This is a genomic window from Sphingomonas sp. P3_C5, from assembly GCF_056402635.1.
Window position 1 is genome coordinate 261,673 of sequence record NZ_JBFUHA010000008.1, and the last position, 12,891, is coordinate 274,563.

Annotated in this window: 14 protein-coding genes; 3 read left to right on the forward strand and 11 right to left on the reverse strand. The window is 64.2% G+C overall.

The window, feature by feature from the left end; translation table 11 throughout:
- Positions 1-30 precede the first annotated feature (30 nt).
- The 3 genes from AC1DVS_RS19935 to AC1DVS_RS19945 all read right to left on the reverse strand — a co-directional run bounded on the left by AC1DVS_RS19935 (position 31) and on the right by AC1DVS_RS19945 (position 3,035).
- Positions 31-534 (reverse strand): 2'-5' RNA ligase family protein, encoded by a 504-nt coding sequence (locus AC1DVS_RS19935; protein WP_478025676.1) that lies wholly within the window; start codon positions 532-534, stop codon positions 31-33.
- Positions 531-2,456: a potassium transporter Kup gene (locus tag AC1DVS_RS19940; RefSeq protein WP_478025678.1), complete on the reverse strand. Its 1,926-nt coding sequence runs from the start codon at positions 2,454-2,456 to the stop codon at positions 531-533. Before AC1DVS_RS19940 ends, AC1DVS_RS19935 begins: the two co-directional genes overlap by 4 nt.
- A 138-nt stretch (positions 2,457-2,594) precedes the next feature.
- Complete coding sequence (locus AC1DVS_RS19945) at positions 2,595-3,035, reverse strand: Lrp/AsnC family transcriptional regulator (protein WP_478025680.1); 441 nt, start codon at positions 3,033-3,035, stop codon at positions 2,595-2,597.
- Positions 3,036-3,164: 129 nt separating this feature from the next.
- Between AC1DVS_RS19945 and ald the strand changes: the two genes are divergently transcribed.
- Positions 3,165-4,271, forward strand: a complete 1,107-nt coding sequence (ald, locus tag AC1DVS_RS19950; protein WP_478025682.1) for an alanine dehydrogenase — start codon at positions 3,165-3,167, stop codon at positions 4,269-4,271.
- On the opposite strand, the gene AC1DVS_RS19955 is transcribed toward ald, so the two are convergent.
- From AC1DVS_RS19955 to AC1DVS_RS19990, 8 genes are all read right to left on the reverse strand, one after another.
- Positions 4,268-4,948 carry a tetratricopeptide repeat protein gene (locus AC1DVS_RS19955; RefSeq protein ID WP_478025684.1) on the reverse strand — a complete coding sequence of 227 codons (681 nt, stop codon included), beginning with the start codon at positions 4,946-4,948 and terminating at the stop codon, positions 4,268-4,270. The two genes, ald and AC1DVS_RS19955, sit on opposite strands and share 4 nt — an antisense overlap.
- Positions 4,948-5,349 carry a cytochrome c-type biogenesis protein gene (locus AC1DVS_RS19960; protein WP_478025686.1) on the reverse strand — a complete coding sequence of 134 codons (402 nt, stop codon included), beginning with the start codon at positions 5,347-5,349 and terminating at the stop codon, positions 4,948-4,950. Before AC1DVS_RS19960 ends, AC1DVS_RS19955 begins: the two co-directional genes overlap by 1 nt.
- A 110-nt stretch (positions 5,350-5,459) precedes the next feature.
- A complete protein-coding gene (locus AC1DVS_RS19965) occupies positions 5,460-5,987 on the reverse strand; it encodes a redoxin family protein (protein ID WP_478025688.1) in 528 nt (175 codons plus the stop codon).
- The gene (locus AC1DVS_RS19970) at positions 5,984-7,918 is read right to left on the reverse strand and encodes a heme lyase CcmF/NrfE family subunit (protein ID WP_478025690.1); all 1,935 of its coding nucleotides are present in this window, start codon (positions 7,916-7,918) and stop codon (positions 5,984-5,986) included. The genes AC1DVS_RS19965 and AC1DVS_RS19970 overlap by 4 nt, the downstream gene beginning before the upstream one ends.
- Positions 7,915-8,349: a cytochrome c maturation protein CcmE gene (gene ccmE / locus AC1DVS_RS19975; protein WP_478025692.1), complete on the reverse strand. Its 435-nt coding sequence runs from the start codon at positions 8,347-8,349 to the stop codon at positions 7,915-7,917. Before ccmE ends, AC1DVS_RS19970 begins: the two co-directional genes overlap by 4 nt.
- A complete protein-coding gene (locus AC1DVS_RS19980) occupies positions 8,346-8,453 on the reverse strand; it encodes a heme exporter protein CcmD (protein ID WP_478025694.1) in 108 nt (35 codons plus the stop codon). Before AC1DVS_RS19980 ends, ccmE begins: the two co-directional genes overlap by 4 nt.
- Positions 8,450-9,172, reverse strand: a complete 723-nt coding sequence (gene ccmC, locus AC1DVS_RS19985; protein WP_478025696.1) for a heme ABC transporter permease CcmC — start codon at positions 9,170-9,172, stop codon at positions 8,450-8,452. The genes AC1DVS_RS19980 and ccmC overlap by 4 nt, the downstream gene beginning before the upstream one ends.
- A gap of 504 nt (positions 9,173-9,676) precedes the next feature.
- Complete coding sequence (locus tag AC1DVS_RS19990; RefSeq protein ID WP_478025698.1) at positions 9,677-9,802, reverse strand: hypothetical protein; 126 nt, start codon at positions 9,800-9,802, stop codon at positions 9,677-9,679.
- A gap of 79 nt (positions 9,803-9,881) precedes the next feature.
- Between AC1DVS_RS19990 and AC1DVS_RS19995 the strand changes: the two genes are divergently transcribed.
- Positions 9,882-11,870 (forward strand): PA5441 family protein, encoded by a 1,989-nt coding sequence (locus AC1DVS_RS19995; protein ID WP_478025700.1) that lies wholly within the window; start codon positions 9,882-9,884, stop codon positions 11,868-11,870.
- Positions 11,871-11,873: 3 nt separating this feature from the next.
- Entirely contained in the window at positions 11,874-12,608 is a 735-nt protein-coding gene (locus AC1DVS_RS20000) for a DUF3142 domain-containing protein (protein ID WP_478025702.1), read from the forward strand.
- Positions 12,609-12,891: the final 283 nt, after the last annotated feature.

A 12,891-nucleotide genomic window follows, 5' to 3' on the forward strand; every position in this document is an offset into this window, starting at 1 on the left:
GGCGCCTATAGGAGCGCCGGGCCGTTCCGGTCAAGCGAACATGTGCCGCGACAGCGGCGCCCAGGGACCGCCGCGATACCACCAGCTTGCGAGACCAGCGATCACGATGGGGCGCGGGCTGAATTCGGCCTCCAGCCGGCGCAGCAGCGCCTTGGCCTGTGCCGGTGCTACCTTGTTCTGGATCGTGACATGCGGGCGCCATCCCGCTTTGTCCTGCGGCATCAGCATCGGTGCGAACGCTTCGGCGATTCGGTCGCGAATATCAGCGAGCCCTTCGCTCTCGATCCTGAAAGCTGTGCCCTGCCCGAGCGAGACGAGCCCCGCCACCCGCGCGAACGGCGGCCTGACACGGTGAGTCTCCGCGGCGAGGCGGCGCTTCAGCTCCTCCTCGAGCGACGGCGCGAGATGATGGAACATCGTCAGATGCGCCGGCAACTGGTTGCGTTCGGGCGGATAATGCGCGCGGCGCAGAGCATCGAACCAGGCCGTATCGGCCTTGCCGAACAAGGCCGTCACGATGATGGGGTCGTTCAAATCTCGAGCTGGCTGCCCAGCTCGACCACGCGATTGGTCGGCAGGCGGAAGAATTCCATCGCGCTTTCAGCGTTGCGGAGCATCCAGGCGAACAGCTTCTCGCGCCAGATCATCATGCCGGGCTTGGCTGAGGAGAGCAGGGTCTGGCGCGCGAGGAAGAAGCTCGTATCCATCATCCTGAAGTCGGCACCGCATTGATGCACCTTGGCGAGTGCTGCGGGCACATCCGGCTCTTCGATAAAGCCGTAGCGCAGGATCATGCGATGGAAGCCGTGGCTCAGGTCTTCGAGCGTTATCCGCCCCGCCTCGGGCAGATAGGGCTCGTCCATGATCTTCACGGTGAGCAGGATGATCCGCTCATGCAGCACCTTGTTGTGCTTGAGGTTGTGGAGCAGCGCATGCGGCACGCCCTCGGGCGAGGAAGTCATGAACACAGCGGTGCCGGGTACCCGCGTAGCAGACGTCGCGGCTGACTGGATGAACACCTTGATCGGCATCGCCGCCTCACGCATCCGGTCGATCATCAGCTGACGACCCTTCGACCAGGTCGTCAACATGGTGAACATGAACAGCCCGATCAGCAGCGGGAACCAGCCGCCCGACGGCACCTTGGTCATGTTCGCCGCGAAATAGGCGCCGTCGACCAGAAAGAAGACGGCCAGCAGCGGAATGGCGAGATATTTCGGCCAATGCCACAGGCGGAAGAACACCACGGAGAGCAGGCAGGTGTCGATCAACATCGCCCCCGTCACCGCGATGCCATAAGCCGAGGTGAGGTTGGACGAGGTGCGGAAGAACATCACCAGCAGCAGCACCATCACCAGCAGCGCCCAGTTGACCAGCGGGATGTAGATCTGCCCCGCGGTCGCGGCGCTGGTATGCTCGATCCTGAGGCGCGGCATGAAGCCGAGCTGGATCGCCTGTTGGGTCACCGAGAAGGCGCCCGAGATTACCGCCTGGCTCGCGATGACCGCCGCCGCCGTGGCGAGCCCAACCAGCGGCAGTCGCAGCGAATGCGGCGCGAGCATGTAGAAGGGGCTCTCCAGCGCTTCCGCGCCGAGGCGCGACAGCAAGGCGCCCTGCCCCATATAGTTCAGCATCAGCGCGGGGAGCACGAAGAACAGCCAGGAGACGCGAATCGGGTTGCGACCGAAATGCCCCATATCGGCGTAGAGCGCCTCGGCGCCGGTCACCGCCAGCACCACCGACCCAAGCGCCAGGAAAGCGCGGAGCGGATCCATCGCGAAGAACTCGAAGGCATAATGCGGCGAGAAGGCAAAGAGGATCTGCGGCGTCTGAACGATACTGAGCAGTCCGAGCGTCGCGATCACCGCGAAATAGGTGAGCATGATAGGCCCGAAGAACAGGCCAACGCGCGATGTGCCGCTGCGCTGGATCAGGAACAGGCCAATGATGATGACGATCGCGATTGGCATCACCAATCCGCCAAAGGAAGGCGCCGCCACTGCAAGACCCTCGACCGCCGACAGGACCGACACCGCCGGGGTAATCATGCTGTCGCCATAGAAGAGCGCGCAGGCGAACACGCCGAGCAGAATGATGCCGTTCGACCAGCGCCGCGTCTTGGTCTTGCCCGAGATCAGCGCGAGCAGCGCGAGGCTGCCGCCCTCACCCTTGTTGTCCGCGCGCATGATGATCGAGACATATTTCAGCGTCACGACGATCATCATCGACCAGAACATCAGGCTGGTGACGCCCATGATGTGCGCCGGATCGAGCGCGAGCTTGTGGTGGCCGGCAAAGGTCTCACGAAAGGCGTAAAGCGGGCTCGTGCCGATATCGCCGAACACGACTCCGATCGCGCCAAGCGCAAGCTTGACGAGGCCGTCCTTGTGATGATGGGGGCCGGATACCGCCTCGGCAGGCGCGGATTCGTCCGCGCAGGGTGCGTCGTTGCTCACTGGCGGGACAATCTTGCCCGATTTTCAGCTGGATGAGTCATGGATGGACCGAAGCGCGCCCCTGCGTTCGAAGAGGCGGCGCAGTAGCACGCGCCCTTGGCACCCGCAATGTCGCATCGGAAAGGCCGGCGACGCATCTCAACTCTCCGTCGCGAGCGTGCGGATCGTGAACTGAGTCACGAGCCGGTGGACGCCCGGGAGCACGGACAGAACCTCGCGGTGGATGCGTTCATAGCTGTCGTCCTCGCGCACCAGCACCTTGAGGAGATAATCCGACTCGCMGCTCATGAGATGGGCCTCGCTCACCTGCGTGGTATGGTCCAGCGCCTGTTCGAACGCCATCATGGTCGCCTGGCGCTGATCCGTCAGCGTAACCGACACGAACACAGTCGAGGGATTGCCCCGCGCTTCGCGTGACAAGCGCGCGCGATAACCGAGGATCAGGCCCTGCTGCTCGAGCAGCTTCACGCGCCGATGGGCTGCCGATGGCGAGAGGCCGATCCGGGCGCCGAGATCCTCACTGGTGATGCCCGAATCCCGGCCCAGCTGCGCGATGATCTTGCTGTCGATGTTGTCCATGCGGGATGTCATTGCGTCGATTGTGATATCGGCGCAATCCGATCGCGTTTCAAGGCCGCTGGCCTGTGAGATTGCAAGCACTTCCCGGCCGCCCTGATGTATATTCTCAGGCATAGCAGGAGAGAATAGATGCGCATCGGCGTTCCCCGGGAAATCAAGAACAACGAGTTTCGCGTGGGGCTCACGCCCCCTTCGGTTTCGGACATTGTCGCGGCCGGGCATGAGGTGTTTGTCGAGACCGGTGCCGGGCTCGGCATCGACTTCGAGGACCGGGACTATGTGAAGGCCGGCGCGACGATCCTGCCTGACGCCGCCAGCGTGTTTGCCAGCGCCGACATGATCGTGAAGGTCAAGGAGCCGCAGCCCGGCGAGGTCGCGATGCTTGAGCCGCGTCATCTGCTCTTCACCTATCTCCACCTCGCCGCGGACAAGCCGCAGGCAGAGGGCCTGATGAAGTCGGGCGCGACCTGCATCGCTTATGAAACGGTGACCGCGAACGACCGTTCCCTGCCGCTGCTCAAGCCGATGTCCGAAGTGGCGGGGCGCATGTCGATTCAGGTCGGCGCGCATTATCTCGAAAAGGAACAGGGCGGCCGCGGCGTGCTGCTCGGTGGCGTACCAGGCGTGGCGCCGGCGCGAGTCGCGATCCTCGGCGGCGGCGTCTCTGGCGTGAACGCGGCGCAGATGGCGGTCGGCATGCGCGCCGATGTGACGATCTACGATATCTCGAACGCGCGGCTGGCCGAGCTCGACATGGTCTTCGGCAGCCAGATCAAGACCGCTTATGCCTCCAAGGCTGCTATCGCAGCGGCGGTGAAGAACGCGCACCTCGTCATCGGCGCGGTGCTGGTACCGGGCGCCGCGGCGCCGAAACTGGTCACGCGCGAAATGCTCAAGACGATGAAGCGTGGATCGGTGCTGGTCGATATCGCGATCGATCAGGGCGGCTGCTTCGAGACGAGTCATGCGACGACTCATGAGAACCCGGTGTTCGAGGTTGACGGCGTGATCCATTATTGCGTCGCCAACATGCCCGGCGCGGTGGCGCGGACCTCGGCCTTTGCGCTGAACAACGCCACCCTGCCCTTCGTGATCAAGCTTGCCACATTGGGCGCCGAGGCGGCGATGAAGGCCGATCCGCACCTTGCCAATGGGCTCAACGTATCGGGCGGAAAAATCCGGCACCAGGCGGTGGCGGAAGCGCTCGATCTGCCGTTCGAGCCCTGGAAGGGTTAGGGCTGACGCGTAGCGGCTCCGCTGGCGGCGGCCTGGGCAGCGGCTTGGGCGTCGGCCTGCTCCGTCGCTGCCAGATAGGCGTCGAGTTGTTTCAGCTGATCCGCGATCTGCTTGCGATAGGAGAGGCCGGGTGGCGTGAGCGCCAGGGCACGAGCCCAATAGGGCCGTGCCACTGCGAATTGGCCTGAGTTGATATAGGCCATACCGAGGAAATAGTACGGCGCTGGATGCGACGGCGCCAGATGGGCTGCATGGCGGAAGGCGAACAGGGCAGCGGGCGAGACGGTGCCGTCATGCTGGGCATAGGCCATACCAAGCCCGGTCCAGAGCGTCAGGCTTCTCGGATATTTCCGTATGCCGCCCAGCACTGCCTGTACCGCGCTCCGCGTATCGCCCGAGCGCGTCATCCCGTCGGCGGCCATCAGATAGGCGCCATCACCGGTGAAGCGCCCCAGCATCGAATCGCGGAGTTCGATCACCATTGGGTTGAGCTGAAGCGGTTCGGCGAAGCTCTCGACCGGATGGCCGGGCACGGATGCCCGCTGCTGCAGCGCATAGCCGGCCGCGCCAAGCATCAGCGCGGCGCCGACAAAGCTCCACAGCGACCGTGCTACGCCGCCCAACCACAGGGCCAGGAACGCCGCGACGCCGATCAGCGCAAGCATGAGCCAACCCATCAGCTACGCCTCCTGCGCTTGAAACTGCCGCGCGCGAGCCATCCGCCGATCGCCAGCAGCAGGATTGGCGCAATCCATAAAGGCGCGGTCACGGCGCTGAGCGGAGGGTCATAGCTGACGTAATCGCCATAGCGTTCGATCATCCAGCGGCGGATCGCGGCCGGGCTCTCCCCTGCCGCAATGCGCTGCCGGACCATCGCGCGCATGTCGCCGGCGAGATCGGCGTCGCTATCGGCGATTGACTGGCCCTGGCAGACGACGCAGCGCAGCGTCTCCATCAGCGCCTGAGCCTTGGACTCGAGCACCGGATCGCGCAGCTGCGTGTTGGCGAGCGCCGCGGGTGGCAGGCCGCTATCGGCGTAGAGCGGGGTGGCGAGGAGCAGGCCCAACACAGTCGCCATTGTCACCCTGGACTTGTTCCGGGGTCCATGGTCCCGCACACGCACCAACCGCAGCTCATGTGGCGCGATGGATGCCGGAACAAGTCCGGCATGACGGGAGTGGAGGAGACTCACTTCGCGCCCTGCAGGGCGGCGAGCAGCGCGGGGATATGTTCCTCCCGGATCTCACCGATGTGCTGATCGACGATACGCCCTTGGCCGTCGATCACGAAAGTCTCGGGCACGCCGGACGAGCCCAGTGACAATTGCACCGTGCTGACCTTGTCGTCACCGATCCGCTCATAGGGATCGCCGTTGCGGCTCAGGAAACCCTGGAGCGCCGGCCCCGTGTCGCGGATGGCAATCGCGTCGATCGGTACGCCCATCGCCTTCAACCGCATGAGCTGCGGCGCCTCGGCAATGCACGGGATGCACCAGCTCGCAAACACATTGAGCAAGCGCGGCTTACCCTGCTTGAACAGCGTGCTGTCGAGGCCGGGCTTGGTCTTGATGATGGGCGGCAGCGAAAAGGCGGGCAGATCCTTGCCGACCATCTTCGAATGGATCTGGCGGTCGGCGGGCGAACGCAGGCCATAGGCGACCACGCCGAACAACAGCGCAAATGCCATAAAGGGCAGCCAGAGCAGACCGCGTTTCATGCCTCTTCCTCATCCCGCTGCCAGACGCGCCGCTCGCGCCGCAGCCGGCCGAGCAGCGACAGCACCCCGCCGATCGCGATAAGGGCGCCGCCCGCCCAGATCAGCGTGACGAAGGGCTTCCACCATAGCCGCAGCTGCCAGCGGCCCTGATCATCGGGCTGGCCGAGCACTGTGTAAAGCTGCCCGTCGATCCGGGTCGCGATCGCCGATTCGTTCGTCTCCGTCACCGGATTGGCGAAGAAGCGCGATTGCGGTCCAAGCGTGAAGGGCGCCCCGTCCCCGCGCCGCGCGACCAGCTTCGCTTCGAGTCCTGACCAATTGGGGCCGATGACCGGGCTGATGCCAGCCAGCGTCACCGTATAGGGACCGACTGTCTGCGGCTCACCGATCCTTGCCGCCACCAGCGTCTCCGTGGTGAAGGCGGATTCGGAGGCCATGCCGGCAAGGCTCACCGCGATGCCGAGATGCGACACCACCATGCCCAATGTGAACAGCGGCGTGCGGCGCAGGTTGCGCTTCCACAGTGGCGCGACGCTCGCCGCGGCCAGCCCTGCGGAGAGCGCAAGCCCAAGCAAGGGCAGCAGTGCAATGCCGTGGCCGGATAGCGAGAATATCGCGAGCCCTGCCAGTGCCAGCGCGGTGGCGCCGATGGGAACCATCATCCGCCCGAGCACGGCATTCAGGTCGTCGCGCCGCCAGCGCAGGAGCGGCCCGGCCGCCATCACAGCCACAAGCGCAAGCGCAAACGGACCAATCCATTTGTCGAAAAACGGCTTCCCGATCGACAGCTGGACCCCGAACCCTGCCGCGACGATCGGGTAGAGGGTGAAGATCAGCACCATCGACAGAATCACCGACAGCAGCAGATTGTTCATGACCAGCGCACCTTCGCGGCTCACCGGCTCGAAGGTGTTGCCCTGTCGAACGGTGCCGACCCGGGCAGCGAACAGCAGCAGGGCGCCACCGATATAGATAGCGAGCAAGGCGAGGATGAAGGCGCCGCGCTTCGGATCGACCGCGAAAGCGTGGACGCTGGTGAGGATTCCCGAGCGGACTAGGAAGGTGCCGATCATCGACATCGAGAAGGCGACGACGGCGAGCATCACCGTCCAGGCGCGCAGGCCATCGCGGGTCGCTAGCACCGTCACTGAGTGAAGCAGAGCGGTCGCGGCGAGCCAAGGCATCAGCGACGCGTTCTCGACCGGATCCCAGAACCACCAGCCGCCCCAGCCGAGCTCATAATAAGCCCAATAGCTGCCGGCAGTGATGCCGAGCGTCAGGAAAATCCAGGCGCCGAGCACCCAGGGGCGCATCGCACGGGCGAAGGCCGGGCCGACATCGCGGGTGACCAGCGCACCGACCGCGAAGGAGAAGGCGACCGAGATGCCGACATAGCCGATGTAGAGCGTCGGCGGGTGGAAGGCCAAGCCGGGATCCTGCAGCAGCGGATTGAGGCCGTTGCCGTCAGGCGGCGCGGGGTTGAGTCTTGCGAAGGGATTCGAGGAAAGCAGCAGAAAGGCATAGAAACCCAGCGCAATCGCTGCCTGGGCGCCGAGTGTCGCGATCAATGTCGGCCTGGCGAGCCGGTGCTCGAGGATCGCAACCGCGCCCCCCGCGAGCCCGAGGATCGTGACCCAGAGCAGCATCGAGCCTTCGTGATTGCCCCAGGCCCCGGCGAATTTGTAGAGCCACGGCTTGTCCGAATGGCTGTTCTCGGCGACCAGCAGCACCGACATGTCCGAGCGCAGGAAGCAGGTAATCAGAAGCGCCAAGGCGAGCGCCGCGAGCAGTCCCTGCACCACCGCGACCGGGCGCACAGCAGACATCAGTACAGCGTCACCGCGGCGGATGCCGATCGCCGCCAGCACAAGCTGAAGCGCCGCGAGCGCGGCTGCGAACCAGAGCGCGGCGAGGCCTGCCTCTGCGATCATTGTTTCAGCGTCTTCGTCTCGTGCATCGCACCGGCGACCTGAGGCGGCATATATTTCTCGTCGTGCTTGGCGAGCAGATTGGTCGCGGTGAAGCTGCCATCGGGATTGAAGCTGCCTTCGGCAACGACGCCCGATTTCTCGCGGAACAGATCAGGCGTGATGCCGCGAAAGGCCACCGGCACCTTTGCCAGCCCGTCTGTGACGACGAAACTGATGGTGACCCCGTCGGGCTGACGCTTGATCGATCCGCCCTCGACCATCCCACCGAGCCGCACCCCGCGACCGAGCGGCAGGCCGGTCTTTTTGATATCGCCCGGCGCGTAGAAGAAGGCAGCCTGATCCTTGAGCGCGGAGAGCGCGAGGACCCCCGCCCCCACGACCGCAACCAGCGCGACCAGGGCAAGCGTCAATCGCTGATGTTTTGCCTTCATTTGCGCTCCGCCCGGCGCATCTCGAGCCAGCTCCACAGCGCGAGGCCCGCCGCCGCAAGGAAAGTCACGCCATAAACGGCGATCACGAAGGGCCAGGGGTTCATGCCGCCATCCTGCGCATACGGGCTTCGGCCTTGGAGACGGCAAGGATCGCCCGCATCCGCATCAGTACGATGCTTGCAAAGAACAGTGTGAAGCCGAGGAGCGTGAATGGCAGCGGCCACAACATGGAGCCGGCGATCGTCGATGAGGTGAGGCCAATGCTTTCGCCCTGATGGAGTGTGTTCCACCACACCACTGAATAATGGATGATCGGCAGCAGTACCGAGCCGGCCACGCCATAGATCGCTGGAATCCGCCCGTCACCGCCGCGTTCGGCATCGGCGCGGGTGAGCGCCGTGAAGCCGAGATAGACGAAGAACAGCAGCAGCATCGAGGTTAGCCGCCCGTCCCATTCCCACCAGGTGCCCCAGGTCGGGCGGCCCCAGATCGATCCGGTGATCAGGCACAGCGCGGCGAACATGGCGCCGGGCAGCGCAATGGCGCGCGCGGCGATCATCGCCAGCGGATGGCGCCAGACCAGGAAAGTGAGGCTGGAGACCGCGATGCCGCTCCAGCCCGCCATGCCGAGCCAGGCCGTGGGAGCGTGGATATAGAGGATCCGCACCGTCTCGCCCTGAAGATAGTCGGGCGGGGTCTGGGTCAGCCCGGCCCAGGCGCCGATCGCGATCAGCACCACACCCGCCCAGAACAGGACCGGTGTGAGCGGACGGGCGAGCTTCAGGAAGCGCGCTGGATTGGCAAGGGCATGAAGGCTGGGCACTGGCTCGAACGTCTAGAGGGTGTTGGGTCCGTACTCAACCGGCTGTTGCGCGCTTGTCGGGCGAGAAGGATCGACTCTGGTGCTGTCCATGCGCGCCTTTTGCTGCCGGCCTGACCGACGAGATGTGCCGGGCTGCAGGCGATTCTCTCCCTGTTCCTCCCTGTTATTGGGCAATAACAGGGAGAAAAAAACTTTTCGGCCCGTTTTTTGGCCAATTTGTTGGAAATATTCTCCTTTTCTATCAGCAGCTTGAATGCCATTCTCCCTGTTATTCGATAACAGGGAGAGCTGTTGGAGATAACAGGGAGGCGTGTTGGAATTAACAGGGAGCGGCCATCGCCGAACAGGGAGGCTTGATTCAACAGCAGCGTGAAATCGGCTCTAGGGGTGCGGTTCTTCATCGATGGAGCACTGACATGGCCGGGCGTAAAGTTGAATCATTGGACAGCGATGTGGCCATTTGCCGCTGGTCTGCCGCTTATCGGTTGTGAGGCGTGAGGTTCGCTATGCTCGAGATGTGGTCATGAACGTCTCGACCATCGCGTCGATATTGGTGCACAAGGCGCCTGCAGCCATCACCTGAAAGACCAGCATGTTTCGAAATTGCGCGTTGTTGATTGCGGTAGTCATAGCCCTCGCCTGGCATAGCCCAGCGCGGGCGAGCAGCGATTTCGAATGTTCGCCTGGCCTGAAATTGAGGCACATAGCGATGACCGGGTGTGACAATATGGTCATGCTGCAACCCGGCAACGACACACGCGTCAATCTGACGCTCCTGCTGCTCGACCGGGAAGGCCGCAAGCCCGGAGACCCCCAGCATGCTCTCGGGACCGCGTTTTTCGAATGGGGTCTTTTCAAGGAAACGATGTTCCCGAAGCCGGGGCAGTCCGACAGCGGCGATACCAGCTATGCCGATGGCGAAGGATCGCGGTGCCTGAGCAATGCGACCGGCGCACAGGCCTTCGAGGCGGCGCTCAATGCCGCGGGAAAGGTGCCGGGTGGCGAACGCGCCGACCTGATCGCTGCGCGGCGCGCGCTGCAACCGAGTTGTACGGGTGCGAGCGCGGGCGCAGCCGCGATCGCCGATGTTATGGCTCGGGTAAAAACACCAGCCGGCAAAGCTTTTGCCCATTATCTGCAAGGCGCCAAGGCATTTTACGACGGCAATTATGATGTGGCCGCGGCGCAATTTTCGGCGCTCCGCGCTGCCGATCAGCCCTGGTTGAGGGAAACGGGGCGCTACATGCTTGGTCGGGTCGAGGTGAACCGGGCGCAGATCGACGCCTTCGACGAATATGGCTCGCGCAAGGAGGCCGACAAGATCGATGCAGGCGTCATTGCCCGGGCCGAAGCCGGCTTGCGCGACTATGTACGGGATTATCCCAGGGGCCTCTATACCGTATCGGCGCGAGGTCTGTTGCGGCGCGTCTATTGGCTGAGCGGGAATGTCAGCAAGCTGGCCGCCGAATATAGCGCGCTGTTCGCGCTGCCGCCCGCCGAGCGCGGCCTCGACGATGGCATGCTGGCCGACGAAATCGACAGCAAGCTGCTGCCCGATCTCAAGACAACCGACACTCGTGATCCGATCTTGCTCGCGATGCTGGATCTGAGCCGTATGCGCGCCTCGGAAGACGGTAGCGGCGCAGGTGGCTCTGATGCGCAGATCCCCGTCGCTGAGCTCGAGGCGCAACGCCCCTATTTTGCGGGCAATCCGGCGCTGTTCGAATATCTGCTGGCGGCGCACAGCTATTATGTCGCCAAGCAGCCCGCCGCGGTGCTGCGCCTCCTTCCGGACGCTGCTCGGCAGGGCAATTTCAGCCACCTGCAGTTCAGCCGGCAGATGCTGCGCGGCATGGCGCTCGACGCAGTGAAGGATCGCAACGCGCGCGGCTTCTGGCTCGAGGTGATGCCGGGTGCGAAGCAGGTTTTCCAGCGCTCGGCGGTCGAGCTGGCGCTCGCGATGCACGATGAACGGAGCGGCGCGCTCGACCGGGTCTTCGAAGCCGGCTCACCGATTCACGATCCGCAGATTCGCGAGACCCTGCTGGTGAACGTCGCCGGTGCACAGCTGCTGCGACGCCAGGCGAAAGACACCAGCGCAACGCGGCATGAGCGCGACGTGGCGCTGTTCACCCTGCTCTACAAGGAGGTGAGTCGCGGCGCCTATCGCGACTTCCTCGCCGATCAGGCGCTGGTGCCGGCTGGCGCACCAGCGGACGGCGGGTATTTCGACTTGCTTGGGGCGGAGCACCCGTCCGTGGGCATTTTCAGGCAGCCATCGGGCACCGCAGAAAATGACTGCCCGTCGCTGAAGGACATAGCGGGGCAATTGGCCGCCAATCCAAATGCCAGCAAGGCGCGGTTGTGCCTGGCCGATTTCATGCGGACCAACGGCTTTGACGACTTCATGCTGGATGGCCACCCACCAAGGGACGAGCTCGGCGGAACGCCCTCGCTGTTTCCCGGCCCGGTCTTTTCCCGTCTCGAGCTTTACAAGGCGATCATCGCTGACGCGGCGACACCGGCGCCCGACAAGGCCTATGCGCTGTACCGTGCGGTCAATTGCTATGGGCCATCGGGCAACAATACATGCGGCGGCGTCGAAGTGCCAACCTCGCAGCGCAAGGCCTGGTTCCTGCGGCTCAAAAAGGACTATGCGACATCGCAATGGGCGCGGGAGCAGCGTTATTACTGGTGAGCCGTGATCCGCGGCCTGGCCATCGCTGTCCTGCTTGCGTTCGCCGCCGCGTCAGGCGGTTCGGTGCCCCAAACCCTGGCCCCGGAAAACCGCGTCGACGCCAATAATTATGACGCGTTCTGGCTATGGGCTGGGGTCAAACCACAGCCCGTGCTTGCGCGCGCTACGCGGATCTACCTGTTGCAGGGCCAGGTCGAGGCGCGCGAGCCAGTCCGCTTCGTCTCGCAACGTCCTGCGATCCCGCATGTGCGGGGGCCGGAGGTCTGGATCGTCGTGCGGGTCGAGACCTTGCGCTGGCCTCCGCCGGTTTATCGGCGGGTCCTGGCGCAACTGGCGCGGTGGCGATCGGCCGGGAATAACGTCGTTGGCATCCAGATCGATTTCGACGCGCGGACGCGGCATCTTGAAGATTATGCCGCTTTTCTGAAGGATTTGAGGCAACGCCTTCCCGCCGATTGCAAGCTGGGCATCACCGGGCTGCTCGACTGGAGCAGCAATGGCGATCCCAAAGGGCTGGATGCACTGGCGAGCGCGGTCGATGAGGTGGTGTTGCAGATCTATCAGGGCCGGCACGTCATCCCTGGCTATGCGGGTTATCTCGCCAGGCTCGACCGGATGAAGGTGCCTTTCCGGATTGGCCTGTTGCAGGGCGGTGAATGGCGGGCGCCGGTGGGGTTGGCGGCGAACTCGCATTTCAGGGGATATGTGGTTTTTCTGCAAAACCCGAAGCGGGGCTAAGCGGCGTTCGGACCGAAGACTGATCAGCCCCTCTCCTTCAGGAGAGTCAGGTGAACAGCGCCCCGCGCTGTTCAGGACATGCTGGGAGCATGTCCGACCTGACACTGGGTTGGGGTGGGGCAGCGTCGGGCGAGGCTCGATGCCTCGCTCGACGCTTCGACCTTGGCGATGAGTCTTTTTGAGCGCGCAGACGCGCGCCCCCACCCCTTACCCAGTTGTCGGCCGAGCCGGGTCGGGATTGCCCCCGGCAATCCCTAAACCATGCCGGGGGCATGGTTTACCC

Excerpts from the sequence above, each read along its gene's own strand:
- AC1DVS_RS19995 (WP_478025700.1), top strand. The coding sequence starts at position 9,882 with ATGACCGGGTGTGACAATATGGTCATGCTGCAACCCGGCAACGACACA.
- ald (WP_478025682.1), top strand. The coding sequence starts at position 3,165 with ATGCGCATCGGCGTTCCCCGGGAAATCAAGAACAACGAGTTTCGCGTG.
- AC1DVS_RS19970 (WP_478025690.1), bottom strand. The coding sequence starts at position 7,918 with ATGATCGCAGAGGCAGGCCTCGCCGCGCTCTGGTTCGCAGCCGCGCTC.
- AC1DVS_RS19955 (WP_478025684.1), bottom strand. The coding sequence starts at position 4,948 with ATGGGTTGGCTCATGCTTGCGCTGATCGGCGTCGCGGCGTTCCTGGCC.
- AC1DVS_RS19965 (WP_478025688.1), bottom strand. The coding sequence starts at position 5,987 with ATGAAACGCGGTCTGCTCTGGCTGCCCTTTATGGCATTTGCGCTGTTG.
- AC1DVS_RS19990 (WP_478025698.1), bottom strand. The coding sequence starts at position 9,802 with ATGACTACCGCAATCAACAACGCGCAATTTCGAAACATGCTGGTCTTT.
- ccmE (WP_478025692.1), bottom strand. The coding sequence starts at position 8,349 with ATGAAGGCAAAACATCAGCGATTGACGCTTGCCCTGGTCGCGCTGGTT.
- AC1DVS_RS19960 (WP_478025686.1), bottom strand. The coding sequence starts at position 5,349 with ATGGCGACTGTGTTGGGCCTGCTCCTCGCCACCCCGCTCTACGCCGAT.
- AC1DVS_RS19980 (WP_478025694.1), bottom strand. The coding sequence starts at position 8,453 with ATGAACCCCTGGCCCTTCGTGATCGCCGTTTATGGCGTGACTTTCCTT.